The sequence below is a fragment of the Thermovenabulum sp. genome (assembly GCF_049701175.1).
Taxonomy (GTDB): domain Bacteria; phylum Bacillota; class Thermosediminibacteria; order Thermosediminibacterales; family Thermosediminibacteraceae; genus Thermovenabulum.
In genome coordinates, this window is record NZ_JBNATW010000004.1 from 60432 (window position 1) to 82411 (window position 21980).

The 21980-nt window shown below is 33.3% G+C and carries 22 protein-coding genes; 21 read left to right on the forward strand and 1 reads right to left on the reverse strand.

Annotated features, from left to right (window positions below):
* Positions 1–6 precede the first annotated feature (6 nt).
* The 5 genes from ACPLVF_RS02190 (at position 7) to ACPLVF_RS02210 (ending at position 4139) form a co-directional block, all read left to right on the forward strand.
* Positions 7–618 (forward strand): single-stranded DNA-binding protein, encoded by a 612-nt coding sequence (locus ACPLVF_RS02190; RefSeq protein ID WP_424906190.1) that lies wholly within the window; start codon positions 7–9, stop codon positions 616–618.
* A gap of 116 nt (positions 619–734) precedes the next feature.
* The gene (locus ACPLVF_RS02195; RefSeq protein ID WP_424906191.1) at positions 735–1439 is read left to right on the forward strand and encodes a glycosyltransferase; all 705 of its coding nucleotides are present in this window, start codon (positions 735–737) and stop codon (positions 1437–1439) included.
* 24 nt (positions 1440–1463) lie between these two features.
* Positions 1464–1715, forward strand: a complete 252-nt coding sequence (locus tag ACPLVF_RS02200) for a hypothetical protein (RefSeq protein ID WP_424906192.1) — start codon at positions 1464–1466, stop codon at positions 1713–1715.
* Between the two features lie 17 nt (positions 1716–1732).
* Positions 1733–2173: a single-stranded DNA-binding protein gene (locus tag ACPLVF_RS02205; RefSeq protein ID WP_424906193.1), complete on the forward strand. Its 441-nt coding sequence runs from the start codon at positions 1733–1735 to the stop codon at positions 2171–2173.
* Positions 2174–2198: 25 nt separating this feature from the next.
* Entirely contained in the window at positions 2199–4139 is a 1941-nt protein-coding gene (locus ACPLVF_RS02210) for a type IV secretion system DNA-binding domain-containing protein (protein ID WP_424906194.1), read from the forward strand.
* Positions 4140–4207: 68 nt separating this feature from the next.
* On the opposite strand, the gene ACPLVF_RS02215 is transcribed toward ACPLVF_RS02210, so the two are convergent.
* Positions 4208–4447: a hypothetical protein gene (locus tag ACPLVF_RS02215; protein ID WP_424906195.1), complete on the reverse strand. Its 240-nt coding sequence runs from the start codon at positions 4445–4447 to the stop codon at positions 4208–4210.
* A 163-nt stretch (positions 4448–4610) separates the two neighbouring features.
* Here ACPLVF_RS02215 and ACPLVF_RS02220 point away from each other — a divergent pair, with 163 nt between their 5' ends.
* From ACPLVF_RS02220 to ACPLVF_RS02295, 16 genes are all read left to right on the forward strand, one after another.
* Entirely contained in the window at positions 4611–4931 is a 321-nt protein-coding gene (locus ACPLVF_RS02220; RefSeq protein ID WP_424906196.1) for an EamA family transporter, read from the forward strand.
* 129 nt (positions 4932–5060) lie between these two features.
* A complete protein-coding gene (locus ACPLVF_RS02225; RefSeq protein ID WP_424906197.1) occupies positions 5061–6242 on the forward strand; it encodes a hypothetical protein in 1182 nt (393 codons plus the stop codon).
* Positions 6243–6313: 71 nt separating this feature from the next.
* A complete protein-coding gene (locus ACPLVF_RS02230; RefSeq protein ID WP_424906198.1) occupies positions 6314–7498 on the forward strand; it encodes a hypothetical protein in 1185 nt (394 codons plus the stop codon).
* Positions 7499–7927: 429 nt separating this feature from the next.
* Positions 7928–9136, forward strand: coding sequence for a hypothetical protein (locus ACPLVF_RS02235; RefSeq protein ID WP_424906199.1), 1209 nt, complete (start codon positions 7928–7930; stop codon positions 9134–9136).
* Between the two features lie 125 nt (positions 9137–9261).
* Positions 9262–9996, forward strand: coding sequence for a hypothetical protein (locus tag ACPLVF_RS02240; protein ID WP_424906200.1), 735 nt, complete (start codon positions 9262–9264; stop codon positions 9994–9996).
* 18 nt (positions 9997–10014) lie between these two features.
* Positions 10015–10944: a CRISPR-associated endoribonuclease Cas6 gene (gene cas6, locus ACPLVF_RS02245; protein ID WP_424906201.1), complete on the forward strand. Its 930-nt coding sequence runs from the start codon at positions 10015–10017 to the stop codon at positions 10942–10944.
* 90 nt (positions 10945–11034) lie between these two features.
* Complete coding sequence (locus ACPLVF_RS02250; protein WP_424906202.1) at positions 11035–13554, forward strand: MBL fold metallo-hydrolase; 2520 nt, start codon at positions 11035–11037, stop codon at positions 13552–13554.
* 788 nt (positions 13555–14342) lie between these two features.
* On the forward strand, positions 14343–15869 hold the full coding sequence (locus ACPLVF_RS02255) for a hypothetical protein (protein WP_424906203.1): 1527 nt from the start codon (positions 14343–14345) through the stop codon (positions 15867–15869).
* Between the two features lie 50 nt (positions 15870–15919).
* Complete coding sequence (locus tag ACPLVF_RS02260; protein ID WP_424906204.1) at positions 15920–16078, forward strand: ribbon-helix-helix protein, CopG family; 159 nt, start codon at positions 15920–15922, stop codon at positions 16076–16078.
* 96 nt (positions 16079–16174) lie between these two features.
* Positions 16175–16375: a hypothetical protein gene (locus tag ACPLVF_RS02265; RefSeq protein WP_424906205.1), complete on the forward strand. Its 201-nt coding sequence runs from the start codon at positions 16175–16177 to the stop codon at positions 16373–16375.
* A 195-nt stretch (positions 16376–16570) separates the two neighbouring features.
* Positions 16571–17539 (forward strand): S1 RNA-binding domain-containing protein, encoded by a 969-nt coding sequence (locus ACPLVF_RS02270; RefSeq protein WP_424906206.1) that lies wholly within the window; start codon positions 16571–16573, stop codon positions 17537–17539.
* 134 nt (positions 17540–17673) lie between these two features.
* On the forward strand, positions 17674–18381 hold the full coding sequence (locus ACPLVF_RS02275) for a hypothetical protein (RefSeq protein WP_424906207.1): 708 nt from the start codon (positions 17674–17676) through the stop codon (positions 18379–18381).
* Positions 18382–18688: 307 nt separating this feature from the next.
* The gene (locus tag ACPLVF_RS02280; RefSeq protein WP_424906208.1) at positions 18689–19474 is read left to right on the forward strand and encodes a hypothetical protein; all 786 of its coding nucleotides are present in this window, start codon (positions 18689–18691) and stop codon (positions 19472–19474) included.
* A 42-nt stretch (positions 19475–19516) separates the two neighbouring features.
* Entirely contained in the window at positions 19517–19834 is a 318-nt protein-coding gene (locus tag ACPLVF_RS02285; protein WP_424906209.1) for a hypothetical protein, read from the forward strand.
* 23 nt (positions 19835–19857) lie between these two features.
* Complete coding sequence (locus tag ACPLVF_RS02290; RefSeq protein WP_424906210.1) at positions 19858–20751, forward strand: DUF6744 family protein; 894 nt, start codon at positions 19858–19860, stop codon at positions 20749–20751.
* A 68-nt stretch (positions 20752–20819) separates the two neighbouring features.
* On the forward strand, positions 20820–21938 hold the full coding sequence (locus ACPLVF_RS02295; RefSeq protein ID WP_424906211.1) for an AAA family ATPase: 1119 nt from the start codon (positions 20820–20822) through the stop codon (positions 21936–21938).
* Positions 21939–21980 lie beyond the last annotated feature (42 nt).

The window sequence follows — 21980 nt, forward strand, 5'->3', positions numbered from 1 at the left end:
TAAGAAATGCTTAATAAGATTTTGTTAATAGGGAGGCTTACACAATATCCGGAAATAAGGTATACACCGGGAGGCTCTGCAATAGCGAGGTTTACCATTGCAGTACGGAGGCCTAACTGGAATAAGACGGACAAAAATAACGAGGTAGATTTTATCCCCATAGTAGCATGGGGTAACATGGCAGAGAATATGAAATATACTCAAAAAGGTGAGTTAGTATTTGTAGAAGGGCGACTAAATATAAGGAAGTATCAAACGGCAACGGGCGGAAATAAGACTGCAACTGAAGTTAAAGCAATGAGAATAATATTTATGGAACGAACCACAAAAGTAAAACAAGAGGATATGCAAAAAAGCAGTATAAATATCAATACAAGTAATAGTAAAGAAGATACAAGCGAGAATAAAAAAAGAACATACGATATTTCTTTTGCAGCTTCAAACGGTAAGAACACTTATGCAGAGCAAGAAAGATTCATAGACATAGACATTGAAGGTGATGTGGAAGAAGAACTGAACTTTGACGATGTAGAAGACGGGGTTGACATAGATTTAGAAGGATTAGAAGAAATAATAGGAGATATAAAAAAAGAAGATGACGAAGAAATAATTTTTTAATTTCTTAATAATAATATAAGGCAGAAAAAACTAAGAGAGCAGGCTGTTTTAAGGCCTGCTTTTTTTATTATTACATAGAAAGGTAAAAACCGACTCAGAAGGGAGCAAGAAGGAGTATGATATGCGGGCCATGTATTGTAGTACCTGCGTATAATGAAGAAAAGAGGTTATTAAAGTATAAGGATATATGGATAGAATCAAATAAAAAGTATTTTATCATTTTAGTTGATGACGGTTCTGTTGACAACACCAGTAAAATAGCAAAGGACTTAAATTTTTATATGGTTATAAGGAGGGAAAGCAATATAGGGAAAGGATACAGCGTAAGGGAAGGGGTATTGGAAGCATTAAGGCAGGGAGCTGAATCAATACTGTATGTAGATGCTGATTTAAGTGTTATGCCTGACGAATGGGAAATAGTATTAAACGAATTAAAAGACAGCGATATAGTTGTAGGTTCAAGGAATTTAAAGGAGTCAGAAGTTGAGAGAAGTTTATACAGAGATGCGATATCAAAAATACTATCAAGACTGCAAAACTCAATATTAAACCTTGGCATAAAGGATACGCAGTGTGGGTGCAAAGCATTCAGAAGGGAAGCAGCGGAAAAAATTTTTTATGCACCTTTGAAGCACAATAGGTTTGAGTTTGATATAGAAGTGCTTATCCGTGCAAGGAAAAACGGCTTGAAGATTAAGGAAGTAGGAATAAAATGGCATGAAGAAAAAGGCAGTAAAGTTCACATCATAAGAGACGGCATAGAGATAGCCAAACTACTTATAGAGGCTCAAAGAGAAAAAAGCATACTAAAATCAACATAATAAAAAGCAAGGGGGCATAAAGGAATGGCAAAGCTAAATCCCATACAAAGACTACCATGTGGCATATATATAGATTTAAGATATAACGAATGTTGCATAAGAGTCTGTCCAAAAGAAGAAGTAAGGGCAAATCCCAATAAAGTAGAGGAGTGTCAATACTGGATAAAAGAAGCAGAAAAAGAAAACAAAGAAATTCAGAAAGAACAAAAGAAAAGGAAAAAAACAAAAAATAAAACAAAACAGGAAGAATATATACAAGAGATGCTAATCATATAAAAAGGAGGTTAACTGCTATGAACAATGTAGTTTTAGTAGGTCGTTTGTCACAAGAGCCTTTGATAAAGGAAACATCTTCCGGCAGAAAATACGTAAGTTCACAAATTGCAGTTAACGATCGTCTAAAAGAAACGACATATTTTATACCATTTACAGCATGGGGCAAAAATGCCGATGTTATAGAACGTTATTGCCAAAAAGGGGATATGATAGGAATAACGGGAAAACTGGTAACGATAATAACAGAAGACGAAAACGGGAAATCAAGGAAAAATGTATTTGTTGAAGTAGAAAATGTAGAATTAATGATGACAAGGCCAATAAGCAAAGAAAACAACATAGAAGAAGATATAGAAGAAGAAATAGAAGTAGACGACAAATTTTGGGAAATAAAAGATGAAGATGATGATCTTGACGACGAAATAGACAAACTGTTAAATGAAGAAGAAGAAGAATAAAAAAGCAGGAGGTATAAGTAAACAAATGCTGGTAATAGCAAGGATACTTGGCACTATATCCACAATAACGGGCGTTATAGGCTTTATAGAATTCTATGCTAATCCTCACAAGATACCCATATACATATTTATATCCATAGCAACGGGCGTTGTAGCATTCATACTAAACAGCCTGTATAGGGCCTTTATTAATTACATCACGGGAGTAGCTGGCATACTAACGGCAACGAGCGTCATACTAGGATATATGTTATACAGCAAAGCGGGGAAATGGATTGAAAATATGAAGGACAATCCTTGGGTAACGGAAGGAGATATAAAACTAATAAGCAATTTAGCCAAGATTCTTCCGATACTTTTAATAGTTATATCGTTTGGGATAATATTGTACTTGGTAAGAGAAGGGCAGGGCAGGAACAAGCCTGAATATAAAGGCAAACATCCGGAAATAAAAAAAGAGAATACATTAGATATAGAAATATGCAAATACCAAAACAAGCCTGTAGTGTTAAAACATATAGACAGATACTTACACACCATAGTTGTAGGGACGATAGGTACGGGCAAAAGCAGCAGGGTATTAAAACCAATGATATGGCAGGACTTAAAAGCAATAGCACAAGGCGAAAAATTAGGTGTAACCGTAATAGAACCGAAGGGAGATTTTGCGGACGATGTAGCAGCAATGTGCAGGGATCTAAAAATACCGTATGTATATATAAACCCGATAGATCCCGGGACACCTTGTTTCAATCCAATGGAAGGAGATCCTGAAACGGTTGCCGAAATAATGAGGACGGTATTGCGTTCACTATTTGGCAAACAGGAAGCATTTTTTAGATTGAACCAAGAGATCGCAGCAAGAAACACGGCATTGCTGGTAAAAAAAATCAAAGGAAATAATGCAACAATAATGGACATGGTAGAAGTATTAAGGAATGAAAACATGTTAATGAAGTATGTAGAAGAATTAAAAAACAAAGAAGGAACGACAGCATTAGTACAATATTTCTTGGTAGAAGTTTTAGGGCAAAACAAAGACAAGATAAACCAGTTTACATTAGGATTAAGATTACAGCTTGAAGACATAACAGGGAACAGCATGTTGCAGAGGGTATTGATAGGCAAATCTGATGTAAAATTGGATGAGCATTTAGAGAAAGGCGGAGTATTAATAGTAAACACGGCGATGGGCAATCTTGGCAAATTAGGAGATGCTTTTGGTCAGTTTATAATGATGCATTTACAGCAAGCGGTATTTAGAAGGCCGGGTACAGAGAGGACAAGAACGCCGCATTTTTTATATATTGATGAATTTCCAAGGTATATAAATCCTGATTTTGAGCGACTTTTGGCAATAGGTCGTTCGTTTAGATGTGCGACGGTATTAGCATTACAAACTACTGAACAGTTAGTACATGAAGACAAGCATAATTTTAAGAACATAGTTTTAGAAACATGCAGGAACAAAATTATACTCAATTTGGGAAGCGAAGGGGATGCACAACTGTTTTCAAAGGAATTTGGGGAATTTGAATATCTAGAGAAGGTATTTTCTTATAAAAGAGATTCGTCAATATTGTTGATGCCTTTCTGGAAAGAAGAAAACTACAGATTAGATACAAAAAAGGAGAAGAGATTTGATTATACAAAATTGTTAGAAATACCACGATTCAAGGGAATAGTAAGGATAGTAAAAGATGGGGAACCAATTATGCCGATAATGGGTGATTTTGATTTATGCGAATGGGACAAAAAGAGATGGAATAAAAACAAAGCAAATAAAAATCAAAAACGCTTAAAAATAAAAGATGACTTAACAATTAAAGAAAATAATAAAAAATTAAACATTATTTACGATGAAGTAAAAGATATATATGTGAAAACAAACAACAATGAAGACAATACAAACGAAGAAGAAAAAAAGAAAACAGTAACTCAAGATGATAACTTTTTTGTTGTATAGATAAAACAAAAAAGCAACAGAGGCAATAATATTAACTCTGTTGCTTTTTTTATTATATGGAGGGCCGTTTAAAGAGGGATATCTTCTACTACAACATAATATTTAATGCTGTGTTTAGGGATAATAAGATGCCTATTATCTCCCGTCATCACTTCAATGCAGTATTGTCCTGCATCAATTATTTTTGCAAGGAATTTTTCTCCATCATTTAGCACTATCTGGATGACTTTTAATTCTTTCAGTCTATTTTCATCTTTATAGGCAGGGGGTTTGTCTTTCTTATCTGTATTATTTTTGTTTTCATTCAAGTTATTTCCTCTGGATTTTCCTGAAACATTTTTATTATGCATAATATAATATTCCCTCCTACAACAATTAATACATAAAGATTATATCAAATAAATTAAATTTTTTAATAACTGGAGAAAGATTTTTAAAGGAAAATAAACCTAAGTAAGGAGAAAAGAAACAATGATATATATAATCATATCCATAATGCTTGGTTCTGCAGGGCATATAATTGCAAAATATTCTACATATAACTTAAAAAACATTGTTGGATTGACAAAAAATCTATATTTTTATATTTCTGCTTTTTGCTATGGCATAAGTTATATTTTTTGGTTGATGTTTTTAAGGGACAAGCCACTTTCAATAGTTGTTCCGTTAAACAGTATAACTTATGTAATTGTAGCAATGTTATCTCATTTTATTTTTGGAGAACAATTAAAACCAATACAGTATATAGGTATTGCTGTTATCATACTAGGTATTTCTCTCTTGGAACAATAGCAACAAAAAATAATATTCAACATTAAGGCAAGGGGGAGACGTATTTAAATTAAAAATTAAATACAATAAAACTTAAAAACAATTAAAAAACAAAAATTATATTATAAAAAAAAACATGAGGTATTTGGAATGTATTGTAGAAACTGTGGAGAAAAATTAGAAGACAATTCAGAAATATGTCCAAAATGTAAAACCCCGGTCAAAAAGAAAACAAAAACAATATTCCTCCCTAAGAGATACATTATGTACGCAGCAATTATTTTAGCAATAATTTTTGTAATAACTCTGCTACGTCCTGCTAAACCCGAGGACATTGCAAAGAATTTTCTAACAGCTCTAAGAACAAGTGATTACAATAAAGCCTATAGCATGTTACATTTTGAGGGCCAAAATTATTCAAATGTATTTCTGACAAAAGACGATTTTATTAAAGCAATGAAAGACAAAGAAAAAATAAAAGGTAAAATAACAAATATAGACTTAGATACACAACAAGACGTCAATGAGATTAACAATCTCTTGTTAAATACTTTGGGGACAACAGAAATGAAAACAAAATATTCCAAAGACAAATACAAAGAATATTTAGGATATATAACACGAGAAAATGGGAATAATGAGACAATACAGCTTTTCCTTTTAAATACTGGCAGCAAAAGGTGGCCAAAATGGAAGATAATAGGAGATAATTTAAGTGAAATAAGAACTATAGAGACATATCCTGAAATCAAAGTGTTCGTAAACGACAAAGAAATAAATCCTAAAAATCCGGGATTTTATCAATATAAATGCTTTATAGGATTCTCTCCAAAATACAAATTAACAGCTGATTTAATACAGCCTGTAGAATTTGAAAACAACGAAAATTATATAAGATTTTATGATTTTGAGCCTTCAGAAAAAATAAAAGAAGAAATAACAAATTTAATAAACAATTTTATAGAAGCCGATATAAAAGCCTCAAAAGAACTTGATCCTTCGTATTACGAACCATTCGTATCAAAACAACCTGTATTTTTGACACAATCATTGTATGACAGATTATCATACAACATAAATAATATGAAAAATTATGGATATTATTTGGAAGCTAATTTGGTAGATATAAATTATGAAGAAATTAAGTTTTTCAACAGCCTAAATGAAATAACTCTACTTGCAAAAGAAACGTGGAAATATGTAAAAAAGAACACTACTGACAATTCAATAATAGAGGAAAAACCTTCTTTTACTGTTAAATGGCAGTTTAATATAAGAAAAGAGAATAATAAGTGGGTTATATACGATATGAACAATAGGTCATATTTCTAAGTTAATAAGGCAAAGGGATATTTACCCTTTGCCCTGTACTTATCAAAAAAAGATAAGGAGGAAAACATTCAATGAAAAGGCGAACTTTGTTGCTTTTAATGTTATTTTTAATAGCAACTTTAACAATTAACGCAGCATACCTGTATATGAAGCAAAAATCTACACAAGAAGCAATACCAAACAACAATAAGGATATTGCTAACAATCCCGAAGAAATACTTAAAAAGATAGAAGAACAACTGAATAAAAACCAATCAATGCATTGCATAGTATCCACAAAACTTAATGACGAACTAAAAACAAAGACAGAATTGTTTATAAAAAAGCCAAAACAAGCATTAATCAAATTTTTACAACCAAACAATGGGGTAACAATTGGGATAAATAATAAAGAAATGTGGGTGTATTTTAAAGGGGACAATACATTACATGCAGTAGACATAAATCAACTAAATGGAATAAGCCAAAGCATAATAACAGATGTCAATACATCATTTAAGAAATACATACAAGACTACGAAATAACTGCGGAAAATGAGACAGCTGATAACGAAATAATGTTGATAATGAATGCAAAAGCAGAGAAAAATAACGATCCTCAAAAAGATACAAATATTACAATAAAAATAAATAAAGAAAACTGGGGCATAATAAGTGAAACTCATGAAAAATTTGATGGGACAAAAATAACAATAGAGTACAATGATATTAATTATTCGGATATAGACGACATCGTATTTGAACCACCTCAAAGTGCCAAAAGAAGTTATTCCCCTGAAATTTTCTATGAATTTCTGATACAACTTTATGCACAATCAGGGCAATATGAAACAGCGAGATACTTTGCGAAAAAAGCATTTGAAAATCTTACAGAAGAAAGCAGCAAACAATTATATGCTTATACTGCAGCAAGTTTAAGCACACGAATAGGAGATTACGAAACTGCACTAAAATACTTTACGGAAACCGAAAAGTATCCATTAAGTGAAACAAGCCGTGATTCAATAACATATTTCAAGGGACTATCGCTATGGCATCTAAAAAGGTTTAATGAAGCAATAAATGAATTTGAGAAACTCACAAATAAACCATCTACAAGACATTATATAGATAGTTTAATAGCAATATGTCGGATATATTATGAAAATTTAAACAACAAAGAAAAGGCCATACAATATTTAGATAAAGCACTAAAAGAAGCTCCTGAAGATCGCAAAAAAGAAATACAAGAACTAATATCAACATACAAAAATTAATAAAAGCATTAGAGGGTAATAAATATGGGAAACAAATTTATAAAAAAACTTATAGAATGTTATAAACATAAAAGTAACACAAGTAGATACATCAAAATACCCAACAATTGTGTATTATATTTCTGTATATGATGCTTTAAATAACCCGGTATGCGGAACCAAATTAGAATAAAAAAAATATACAAAAATCAAAGGCAAGGGTTAAAACCCTTGCCTTGAAAATACAAAAATTGTCGAACAAAAAGAAAAATATAAAAATTAGAGCAAAACAAAGAAAATGGAAAAATAAAAACGAAGCAAAAAGGACAAGTCTAATATACTGCCAAAAAAGGAAATTGAAATCCAAAAAGGGAAAAAATATAATATAAAGTGTAGCCCAAAAAATAAAAGCGGCACGTAGCCCGTGCCGTACGAAAGGAACGTAACCCTATGTCAGTAATTATTATATCAAAAATATTGAAAAAGTCAATACAAAATATGCAAAATAAATCACAGCAAGAGACGAAGCACTATATTACAGCAAAGGACATAGCACTGGCAGAAGGTTGTTCCATTCGTACGGCACAGAGGTTACTAAAAACCGCTTTTATTGAGGGTTACGTTCGAAAGGTGAAAAAAGGCATTTATGTAATTAATAAGGAGGTCTTAGCTATGGAAAATAAGATTAATAATGATTTGTGTATTTCTGAAATGGTTAATGATTTAAAAAATTCCAATAATATAGATAACGACAAGAAAGGAGATGACTTATATAATATATACAAACAAACCGACATACATACAGATAAACAAATTAATTATTTTAAGGCAAGCGACAGCAAAAAAGTAGCAGAGATAAGCGAAGAAAAAAGGGCGGAGCATGAAAGGAGGAGGAAATTCCTTTTTGCCCTTGCTGAAGCAATTGAAAATACATTAAAGGTGCAAGGGACGAAGGAAACTTTATATTATCTACTTTATAAGGCATTCTCCGAAGATTTTAAAATGCTAAAATACACAAATACCGCTGCAGCAACAATAGCAGCAAATATAACGGTAAAAGCTGTAACATCCAACAAAGTATATAACCCACTTGCTTATACAGTGGGTGTGCTCAAGAACATGGCTATCAATAAAAAAATAGCCGAAGCAATAAAAGCAAATAATGTGGCTGTTGGAGAGGACTCTACACCATTTAGGTCTGAAGAAGAAACAGCATGTACGCACGATGAAATGGAAAAAACATTTAATAATGCATACTTGGCAAAAGAAGAAGCAAAAGAAGAATGCAAAAATGCAGAAGAAAACATTGCAAAAAATGACGTTAACAACATAGGAGCAGTTGAAAAAACAGCCGAAGCAGGAGAAAATGAGGAAAAAGAGTGTATTGAGGCGGTGAGGGAGAGGCTTGTACGGCAGGGATTTTACCTTTATGCTGAGAATGAAGGTGTAAAGAGCCGTTTGGGCAACGTGATAAGGAAATTAATTCAAGATATGAAATTATCCGGGGAGAGGGTGATAGAGATAGTTGAAGAAATGTTGAGGGAAGGAGAGATGCTTTTTGTAAAAGGTGTATCTGTCCTGCCGGAGATGATTTTAGAATACTGCTATGCTTGTTTTTCCAATACTCTGATGCCTCAGGCAAAGGCAGCAGCGGGGTGAAGTAATATGTCATATCCAGAAAATAAGGGGTAGCTCCGGCTCCGTTAAGGGGTATATCAAAAAGAAGTTGCAAGAGCGATAGGAGATAAAAACATCAAAATTTATATAAAGAGGTGATATATTTTATGAAAGCTGCTGTATTTGAGATAAGGGCAAAGAAATATTCGGTAGGGCTCCCCAACAACAAGAATGATACAGCAACGATAGTCCCAAAAACGACCGTCCTTGGCATAATAGGAGCATTTGCAAAGATACAGAGAAATACGGAAGCGTATGCAAAGCTGATGGAAGGCAGTATGTTAGACATTCTGATAGAAGCAAAAACCCTCCTGAAGAAAATCGCAGGCGATTCAGTACTTAATAAGGAATGGAAGATAGTAGTCAATGCAGGAAATCCGTTCAGAGAAGACGTAATATTTCAAGTAACGGCCATACCGACGAATGAAGAAGGGAAAAAACTGCTGGAGAAGTTTGAGAAAGGCGTAATTAAAGAGAAAAAGCGTAAGAAAAGAGATCCTAAAAAAGCCGTATATTTAGGCAGGCAGGGTTATCCATTAATGATAGGAGAGATTACATGGGCAGATTTTAAGAAACTTTCTCCTGAAGAAGCAAAAGACAAGGTTGTAGAACAAAACAGCATAATCCCTTCTGACAGGAACAACATTGAGATTATATCCGAACCGGAGAAGGCAATAGGAGTCCCGATGGCATATTCTATGGAAATAGAAGGTTTAGAAAGAAAGCCAAAGATGAGATACTACAGAATAACTAACGATATTAAACCGTTTAAAGTAAAAATAAAGGGTAGAATAGAAAACAGCGTTTATGAAGTAAATGGAAGAACGATAATTTGTATGTGATGAGAAGGAGGAAGGAAAATGGCGAAGCTTTTCATAACCTTAAAAGCTGACAAGATAAGCAGAAACTACAACATGCAGGCGGTAGCGTTTATAAAAGACGTAATAAAGAGCATAGACCCAATAGAATATGAAAAACTTTATCATTACAACGATAACGGAGTGGTAAGGGCAAATAAAAAACCGAAACCCTTCTGTATAGGAGTGAAACCGTATAATTACTTAAAGACGAAAGAAGAAATGGAAAAACAGAAGCAAAATAAAGAGAAACTTTATGAAGCAGAAGGGGATATGCTTAAATTAAAGGAAGGCATATTCACAATAATAGTATCGGCAGCGGATAAGGAATTATTGCAGAAGATGGCAGAAGAACTGAAGAAATCCAGAGAAGCGTATAAAGTGGCATTTGGGTGGAACATAGCATTTGATCCCGTAATAAAACAGGAGCCATATATTAAAAGTGGGCGTATAAAGATAAGAACTGTAACACCGATTGTTGTAACCGACAGGGAAGGGCATCTTATAGACATAGAAAAAGAGGCGAATAAATTTAACGAATCGCTGAACTATATAATGAATCAGGTATTTTTGGCCGTATTTGGTAGGCCCTTGAAGAAGCCGATAAACCTTATGCCGGTCAAGGATAAGGATACGAAAAAATATGTTTACAGCATAGTAAAAAACACAATAAAAGTGGACAATTTTGAAGGTATAATCAAAGGATACTGCGGAAGATTTTACATTGCAGGAGATCCTGAGGATATAAACCATATCATAAATTTGGGTATAGGTTTTAGGAGAAGCCAAGGATACGGGATGATAACCCTTGCACCGTCGGAAATGGTAAAAATAAAGCTCAAAAAAGGAAAGGCAAGGTTTTCAGACAAAGGCAAAAACACTAACAAACAAGGGAATCAAAAAGCAAACAAACAGCAAAAAGCAAAACGATAATGCAAAAGAAGATGTTAAGGAAGTATAGTGTAACATTATGTTACACTACACTTCCTAACATCTTATGTTTAACATGGAAGGGGGAAAGCAATGATGGAAGTAATATTTTTAGGCGGGGCTAAAGAAGTAGGGGCTTCATGTTCGGTAATAAAGATAAAAGACAAAAACATAATGATAGATGCAGGTATAAAGGTAAACGAAGAAGGGACTGAGTCACTTCCTGACATAAGCTATTTAGACAATCTCAGAAAAGAAGGCAAAAATTTGGATGCAATTATAATCACCCATGCTCATTTAGACCACTGCGGAGCACTTCCCGCAATAAACAAAATATTTCCTGAAGCGAGGATATACTGCACTCCGCCGACAAAAGCCATAATGCAGGTTATGCTTGAAGATGCCCTGAAGGTGGCAAGGGCAACGACCGGGCTGGCCTTTTACGATGAGTCCGACATAGACAGAACGATAAACAGCACTATAACGATCGGCTATGAGACGACATATCCGATAGCCGATGGCATAAGCATGGTATTATTGAACGCAGGGCATGTATTGGGTGCAGCGGGAGTCCTGCTTCAGTCCGATGAAGGGACTCTGCTTTATACAGGCGATTATACGACTTTTGGGCAGAGGACGATAGAAGGCCAATCAATGACGGCTTTTTTGGACGAAGGAGTGAACGTAGTAATAAGCGAAGCGACATATGGAGAAAGGATGCACCCTAAACGCAGGGACGAAATAGCGAAAATGATGAGCATAATAGAAGAGACTATAAAGGACGGCGGCAGGGTATTGATCCCTGCATTTGCACTCGGCAGGGCACAGGAAGTGATACTGGCGATAAAAGACAACAAGAAAAAGGGATACAAGGTATATGTGGACGGATTGATAAGAAGGATAAACGGCATATATAAGAACATGAGCAATTACCTGACGAAAAGATGCTATAAAGAAATAGACAAAACAGGCACTTTGTTTTATACGGATGAGATAGTGGAAGTAGAGAGCGACGAAGAAAGGAAGAAGATATTAGAAAGCAATGAGCCTTGCGTCATTATAGCGAGTTCCGGCATGTTAACAGGGGGGCTTTCTCCAATTTACGCAGAAAGGCTAATAGGGGATAAAAAGAATGCAATAATCATAGTTGGATACCAAGATGAAGAATCGCCCGGCAGGAAGTTATTGGAGCTTGCTGAAAAGCCGGAAGATGAAAGGGAAATAGAATTAAACGGGATAAAAAGGAAGGTAAAATGCAGGGTAGAAAAATGCCAGTTATCTGCACATGCTGACAGGTTAGGCATAATAAACTTTTTAGAGTCAATAGAATCGGACTATATTCTACTTGTTCACGGAGATGGAAACGCATTAGAAAGCTTATATGGAGACATAAAAACAAACTCAAAAATAGCAGCGGTTACGCAGATAGCGGAAAGAGGGAAGCCCTATCAATACAATCTTCCTCAGGGCATAAGGAAAAGGTACTCGCTTGAGGAGAAAGCATTGGAGATAGCGTTAAACAAAAACAGAGAAGAAGAAATAGATCCGGATTTATTGTGGGAGCATTTGATAAACAACGGCAAAGGCGGGACAAATATAACGATAGGCGATTTAATGGCAGTATGGTATGGGATTGAAAATAAAAAAGGTTTAACGGAAGAAGAAAGGAACAAATTTATAAATTTAATACGAACTAACGACCGTTATAAAGTCAATCCTTATCAATCAACCGTATATATAAAGAGCAGAGAAGAATACGAAGAAGAGAAGAGATCTGTTAAGATGGAACAGAACGCAGCAAGGGAACTGATAGAAGATAAGATAGGCAATTATGGATTATACAAAATAGGTTTTGAAAATGAGAAGATAGTGCTGTATTTCCATACGCCAAAATATGCAGAAAAGTGCAAGAAAGAGATAGAGGAACTGAAAAAAGAGACACAATGGGAGATAGAAGTATCGAACAACATAAACACGGCATATATAAGCGAAATGATAGTAAGGAGGCTTTTGAAAGCGGGAATAGAGCTTGCAAAAGGGCCTTCATTTAAGGGGAGTTATATATTAGTGAAGCTGCAGGAAGGGGAAAGCGAAGAAGAAGCTAAGAAAGTAATAGAAGACATAGCAAGAGAGACGGGGTTGGATATAAGGATAGATGGGATAAAAGAGCAAAGAGAAGAAAACGAAAACACTCCCAAAAGGGCAAGATTAGAACAGAACTACGCAAGGAAGATAATAGATGATAGGATAAATAAAGAGATAAGAGATGCAAATTACAAAGTGAAGATAGGGATGTATCCTGATGAGGGCAGGATGGTATTGAGTTTTGTTTCGCCTGAATATGGAAGGCGGTATGAAAAAACGATAAGAGAACTTGAGCAGCAGACGGGATGGGATATAGAGATAGCGGAGACATACAGGCAGAATGTATTAATTGACGAAGCAAGAAAGATGCTGATAGAAAGGGGCATAACAAAGCCGAGGGTAAGCTTCTGTTCAAACTATACAGAAATAAGGGTAGCTAAAGGAGAACTGCAGGAAAAAGATAAAGAAACGATAAAAAGGGAATACGAAGAAAAAACTGGAGTAAGGATAGAGATAAAGGAATTATAGCCAATGTTAGGATTTCTTCAATGCAGCGAAGCAGGAAAATAACAAAAGAATATAGGAAACACAAAAATTAAGGGGTGATAAAAGCAATCAAAAGGAATACGAAATATGCACTGTTGCTTCGCTGCAAAAAATATGCTTCATAAAAAAGGAAAAATGTTTTATAATAGAAATTAGAAGGATAACAAATATAAAAAAAAGAAGGGTTTTTATTTCACTATATGGGTAGATAATAGAGATCTTTTGGTTTGTGGCCGTAACTGTTGTTATAGTTTTTATTTCACTATATGGGTAGATAATGTATATGCATATATTTGACCTCCATGTTTTTATTTCACTATATAGGTAGATAAATTGGGTAAACAATTTTCTCTCTTATGCTTACTTTTTTATTTTCCGGCATTTTTCTTTACTATATCAGGTAAAAAACCAAATATAGACAACATTATGGCTATTGTAAAACTCGCCTCTATGTAATGCCTGTTGATAAGCGTTTTTTTATAACTACATGGGTTAATAAAAATCGTAAACAAAGTTATGGATTCCCAAAATGTTAATTAAAACTACATGGGTTATTGGCAAACTCTCCTCACTAGAAGAGGGGAGTTTTTTATTTTTAGAAAAATAAAATAAAATTAAAACGAATAAAGTGTAAAGCAAAATATATCAAAATATAGCAAAGTAAAGCAAAATATTGCAAAATATTGCAAAATAAAGTATAATAAAAGTAAGATAATATGATTCATTTTAATAATATAGACATGTTTAATGTAGCTCATGGAGGATGATGTATGAATAGAAGAGATAATAGAAGAAATAATAGCATAAAAACGAGCATATTTTTATTTGTATTATTATTATGTATCATTGTTCATCAATCATCTCCTATTTATGCTGACGAAGGTCAAACCAATGGGGAAACAGTATATTTTAATAGAAATGATAGTATATTTAATCCCAATTTTGATCCTAACATACTAAAATTAGACGAAAATTATATAGGCGATAAAAGTAATTATAAATTTATGCCAGACTGTGTAGAAGCAATTGGCACTATCAATAAATTAATAATAAGCGTTTACAATAATGATGTTAATACATACAATGAGATTCTAAAAAATATCAAAGATAAGAATTCATTTATAGAATTTTGCAAAACACATTATCCACAAACGGTAGAGAGCACGACAGGCACAAAAAATAAAGATGAGATTACGGGCGAAGAATACATAGACCCGGATTGGGTAGAGGTTGCAATAGACGATGCACAATTTGATGTCCAACATTCTGCAACAGGGAAAATATCTGCAGGTAAAGGCATCATCATAGTTACTTTTACACCAAATGATAATGATGAGTCAAATGAGAAGGATGTAAAATTTTATTTTGAATATACTAATGGTCATTGGGAATTAATGAATATAAGTATTGGAAATGCTGACGGAAATCCAACAAAAACTCCTGTTGGTAATGCACATGCAACAAACGTATCTAAAAGAAGTAATGGTAAGCCACCAAAAAGTAATAAAAACATTCCTTACGATCCTTTTGTTCTTTCAATGGGCACATGGGCTGCTCTTCAAATATATAAATATCGAAAGAGTATTTTAAAAACGTTGAAAAAATTTTTTAAAGAAAACAAAGACGATTTAATAAAAGAGACATCAATTGCATTAGGGAAAGAGTTGTCTTCGAAGTTTTCAAAGAATACTCTTGTTGAAAAAGGAAGCCAAATTGTTCTCGAAGCCAGACCGCACATTTTCAGAAGGATATTTGAAGGTCTAGATAAATTTAACAAATACTTTGATACTGCAAGTAATGTAGTAGATTTTGGGGAATTATTTTATTTAGCCTATAAAAAACGTAGTATAGAATATGCAATACGAGGCTCCCTTAGTTTAGCTGTAGAATTAGGTTGTGCATATTCATGTGGATTAGCCGGTGAAAAATTCGGTATATTGATTGGGACACTTGTTGCAGGCCCTATAGGCGGAGTAATAGGTGGAGTCATTGGCAATGTGTTATTTACATATATTGGTTCAGAGTATATTGCACCAAAAGTGAAAGTAATAGCAGATAAGGCATTAACAAAAACCATCACAAGTATCCGCAAAGCAGAAAATTATCTAATACCTAAAATCCAAACTAATATCCAAACAACAAATACTATTGTATCAAAAACAATTATCAAAACGAAAACTAATATAACATCTAAAATTAATTCCCTAAAATCGAACATTTCAAAGATGGGGCAGCAAATAAAAAGTTCTATATCGAATGCGAAAACATCATTTATAAGGAATTTGCTTGGCAAATAGTCAATAATTTAGAATTTAGTAAAAAAGACAAGGATTAGGAGGAAATTATTATGAAATGTGACGAGAACATAAAAATAATTAATATAAGAATCCCCAAGCCTTTATATGACGAATTCAAGGAAATAACAGAGAAAGAATCAATGAACATATCAAAGTTGATAAGAAAATGGATAGAAGAATTTGTAAAAAGAAATAAAGAAAACATATAAAAAAGTAGATAATAAACAAAATTTAGTATAAAATAAAAATTAAGAAACAATAAGAAGGACGTATAAAAACAATAAAAAGGAGGAATAAAAAATAATATGTTATCAACGTATTATCAAAAAATATACGGGTTTACGGATGGTATATTAAACAAAAATATAGAGCGTACGCACAATCACATAGAAATAAGTGACATATCAGCTATAAAACGGAAGGAAGAATTAGAAAAGCAGGGATACAAAGTAGAATTAAGAAGGTATAATAAAAGAGAACCATTATGCGTAGTATACCACATATAAAACTATAAAGAAGTTCACAAAATTAAGCACTATACACCTTCCGTATAGTGCTTAATTTTTTCAGTTTAAATTTAAATTTAGCGATGATATAATAAAATTAAGGAAGAACATATAGAAATAATAATAAAAATCATTTATATCAAAAAAATAAAAAGGAAATTAAATCAATAGTAAGAATAAGAGGAGGTATATTTTATGGCAAACAAAATAAATACGGTATTTCCGGAAGGTTTTGCGGGAGAAAAGAAAGAATTTTTAAAAGATACCCTGCCTGACTTATATGATGCAATGAAGACAGGGGCAATACTGCAGGAAAAAGTAGTCGGGATAGAAAAAATAGATGGTAAAGATGCTTTAGTAGTATTTTTTAATCAAAATATTAAAGGGATAATATTTGAAGAGGAAGCAGGATTACGTCCAAAAGAAAAACTGCACTACTTAGTTGGAACAATGGTAAACTTTAAGGTAAAACATATAGATAGACAAAACAATATAGTGTATTTATCGAGAAAAGAAGCATTAGAAAAAATGAGCGGGATAACATGGGAGACACTCATCAAAGATGCACAAAAAATGCTGGAAGTATACAAAATAATACAGAAGAAGAAAGAAGAATACAGAAAAGCGAAAGAAATTGGGGACAAAGTAAGGATGCAAGAGCTGTACAATGAAATAAATAAATTAACCGAAAAGATGGAATCATTAGGCCCTGTTAGAACGTGCGTTGTAAAGCACGTTACTGACAGAGTAGCCTATGTAGATATAGGTGGAATAACGGCAACCCTCCCCAGAAGAGAAGTTTCATGGGGTTATGTTGATGATGTAAGGAACTATATACAGACAGGGGACTCTTTTGATGTAAGAGTTATATTTTTTGATAAAGATACAGGATACGTTGAGGTGTCTATTAAACAGCTTTTACCTGATCCATGGGGATATGTACCTGACAAATATAATGAGGGAGGGCTGTATGTAGGCAAGCTGGTAAAGATATTTCCTAAAGGGCTTTTAATAGAATTTGAACCTGCGGTGATGTGCATGGTGCCACATCTGCCGTATGGCAATCCAAACGAAGGCAGCGAACTTCTGGTGAAACTTACAAAAATAGATCAAGATGAAAGAAAAATGTATGGATACGTAGTAAAGGTTGTAAAAAAAGTATAACCCCCTTAAGTTTTTTATACCGGCAGAACACAGCACACAGAAAGGGGGAACTATATATAGAACAAAACATAGAATCAAAATTCAAAGAATTTACAGACGAAGTATTCCCGAATGAAGGGATACCGGGGCATACGATGACAGGCCCGTTTTCTGGAGATCCGATGGGTCAAAAGAAACTGATCGTAGAGAGAAAAGGTTGCAGCATGATACCTCTGGTTGCAGAGAATGATATAAATATCCTTCATGCGATAGGCAAGTGCAGAGTAGCATCATCTTTACAATTATCATCATTACTTTCTATTAAACAGAGATCGGCCAAGAAATCACTTATAAGGTTGTTTTCTTTAGGGTACGTAGATAAACTGCATATTGAACGAACACCGCCACTGTATAAGCTGGGCAAAGGAGGAGAAATATTATTAAAGGATAAGGTTTACAAGCAGTTAGAAATAAATACGTTAATGGCATTAAAATATGCAGCATCAACGCAGCTTTATGTTCAATTTTATAAATATTTTGGTGATAGCGTTTCATATAGGACAATTGGGGCAGACAGTATAATAGCTGAGATAATATTAAAGAGAAGCCAATATATAATAGTAGTACCACGGATATGGTCGGGTTCAGAAGAAGAAATAAAAGCAGCAGAAATTATAGAGGATATAGATGATAAAATAATTATAGTGGCAGGTTCAAAAGAACAGGCTGAGAAAATAGCGAGGATTCAAAAAGGTAAGGAAAACGCAGTAAGGTATACATGGGATGGCATATTAAAAGATGGTCTCGCTTTCTACAAAAAATCAGGCAATATACTTATAGAAAGCGAACGATTTAGGACATAATTACTTGCAAAGCAAATTATTGACAATAGTAACAAAATCGATTATAATAAAAGCAAACTAAATAACTAAGGCTATTAGGCACGACCGACAGCCTATGCGATAATCGCATAGGCTTTTATTATTATTAGCAGGAACAAAAAAGTTTACAAACAAATATTCATCTATCAAAACATAGACTCAATCACTTTGAAAAAAAAGAAAGGGTTTTTATTTTTTTATGGGGAAAAAACAAGTTTTCAAAATAAAAAGTAATAGTTTAAGGAATGTGAAGCTCAACAAGACAAATAAAAAGGAGGTATAGGGAAGCATGATTAAAGAGCTTCTGAAGAAATACGGGTTAAAAGGTATAAATATAGGTATTGTAAAAGAAGGGGATATACTTGTAATAGAAGGAGGCATAGCAAGGCAAATAATAAGGAAAAGGGGTAGTGTAATAAAAGGGATTTACTGCACTATTATAGATGAAGCTAATGTCCCATATACTACATACTACGATGTGGCAGAAACTCATGAAAACACAGACGAAGAGAGGTTAAAAATGGAGTATATATCTAAAGCATTAAAGGAGTATTTTGGGGAAACAGAAGGACTGCTATATGAAAATAAACATCAAGAACAAGATAGAATGGAAAACAAAAGCAAAAGTAGCAATGAATCGTATGTTAGAGCAAGGATTATAAAAATACTTGATGCAGTAGAAGAAGAAAACAAAACAGAAATAAAAGCAACGGCAGAAGTAAAAGGTAAAATATGTGAAGCAATTATAAAAGGGAAAGAAGCTGTAGAAAAAACACTACTAAGTCTTGAAGAAATTTATTTAAAAATAAGCAAAGAAAAGATAAGAAAAGAGAATAACAAAATAGTAATAGAGACCGATGAAGTAAGATTTAGCAAAAACCAAGAAACATATAAAGCAGAAATAAACAGAGACGGCGACAATTTAAAAGCAATAGTAAACGGAGTAAACGGAAGTGAATTTAAAGTGGTAGCGATAAAAAATATTTTAGAGAATATAAAAAATAAAAAGGATGTTATGATAACTGGAAGAATAAAGGATAATATTCTGCTGGTTGACGAACTGGCAGAACAATAAAAAAGAAGTAAATAAAAAACAATAAGAAGGAGGTATACAAACATGGCTATCTCAAAGATAGCCCAGATAATGCTAATTGTGGCGTGCTATCATGCTGTATTAATAGTTGGAGCAATAACTCTTTGCTGTATTTTCCCAAAGAAAGCAGATGTTATTTTTACATCAGTTCTAGTATCCAACACTATATTTCTTTTTTTAACATACGGAGTACTAACACCGTCAATATTTTTGGGAATATTTTTTGTTTCGATGCTGTTTATGATAGCAGAGTGCAATCTTATAACGATCGTCGAAAACAGATATATAGAAAGAAATGCAATAATAGAACGTTTAATGAATATAAAAAGGCTCAGCCATTAAATAAGAAGGAGGTATAAAAAAGAATGATGACAACAATAGATGTTAATAAAGTAGTGGGGGTACAGGAAGAAAACACCAGTATACTTGGTTATTTATGCTGGTTTACCATACATGAAGTAAAATACAAAGTAGATCATATTAAGAGTATTATGCAAGATGTAGGTATTCCGGAATCATACCATCCAAAGGCGATAAATGATGTTGATGCATTTAAGCGGGCGACATCATCGCTTGAAAAAGAAAAACTGCCGACTAATGATCCTAATATATACGAAAATATATTGATAAGGGATGTAAGCAACAATAAAAATGCTGTAGTAAGAAAAGTAGTAAAAGAAACAGTTGATGCAAATAATAGAAGATTAGCATATAAAGAAACAGCAGACATTATATTAGACAAAAAAACGGGCAGGATAGAAATGATAAGCCTTGGAAATGAATCCTTTGATATAAACATAGAAAAGGTATACAAAGAATATAAAGAAAACTATGATGGTAGCCATATTAGGAGAATTGTAAGGGATATACTTTGGAGCATGAATCCGATAGCGGTTAGGCCATCTGGGGGCGTATATTTCGTACCCAAAATGCACAAAGAAATGCTGGAAAAACTGGAGAATTTTGTAGAAAAAATAAACTGTGAATTTTTCACAATACCGCTTATGGATCAGGCAAAATCAAGGGATATGCTTTATGAGAAATACAATGAACAAATAGATCAATCAATAAAGGAAATAAAAGAACTAATAATAACGGAACAGAACCCGCAGAAGCTAAGCAAAATACTGTCACAAACTGCCAATATGATGAAAGAAATAGAGATGTATGAAACAATGCTTAACAAAGATTTAGAACATCTGAAAGAAAAAGTAAACATTATCAAAAAGCAGATTAATTATATCTTAATAAATAGTTAGTATATACATACGGCAGGCATTGTACCTGCCGTATGTTTTAAAAAATAAGAAGGAGGTATTTTAAAAATATGCTGAGCGGTATTTTTTCTGATGTTTTTAAGAAATTTTATGAAAGAGAAGAAATAATAAGAACGATGGTTATATCAATTATAAGCCGGGAACATTGCCTTTTATTAGGGCCACCGGGAACGGCAAAGTCAGCATTAGTAGAGGCTATAGCCAGTGCAGCGGGTCTTGGGTATTTCAGGACACTTTTAACGAGGTTTACAACACCCGATGAAGTGCTTGGCGTTGTAGATATAAACCTTATTGAAAAGGGCGAATATAGAAGGATAACGAAAAACATGCTACCAGATAATGAAATAGCATTTATAGACGAAATATTTAAAGCATCTCCGGCAATATTAAATGCTTTGCTCTCTATAATGCAGGAGAGGAAATACAGAAACGGGACTCAGATGGAAAATGCAAAAACAGTAACAATATTTGGAGCAAGTAATGAACTTCCTGATGGGGAAGAAGAGGATATACTGCAAGCTTTTTATGATAGGTTTTTATTTAGGCTTGAAGTAGAGCCAATAAAATCAAAAGACAATTTTATATTGATGCTGCAGGAAGATGAAGAGTCCCTCAATAATAATGGGGTACAAAAAGTAAACTGGGGGAAAATATGGCAAGAAGCAGATAATGTAAAGATTGACAGCAGCATATATGATGCAATATATGAGATAAAAAAACAAATAACGGATTTTTATATATCTGACCGAAGATGGAAAAAGACGATAAAAGCAGTAAAAGCCTCAGCAGTATATGAGGGAAGGAATAACGCAGAGGTAGATGATTTAATGATATTAAAACACATAATATATGAACCAAGATATAAGGAAAGCAAAAAGACGATAGAAGATATAATAAGCAGAATAATAGATCCATATAATGAAGAAATAAAGGAAATAATAAAGACACTTAAGAAGATACAAAATGATGTAGAAAAAGACAGTGGAGAAAATCCGAACTATGCGACAGAATTGGTATTAAAGATTAAAGACATAAAAAATGAAATAAAACAGATAGAAGAAAGCAACAGGATAAGGAATAAAAAACTCATAAAAGATGCAGCAGATCTATCGAATAACTTGCTGAAGGGTATAATGGAAAAATATTTTGGCATAAAAGAATTGGTATAAAAAGAATAAAAAGGAAAAATTAAAAAAATAGAAAGGAGGTAT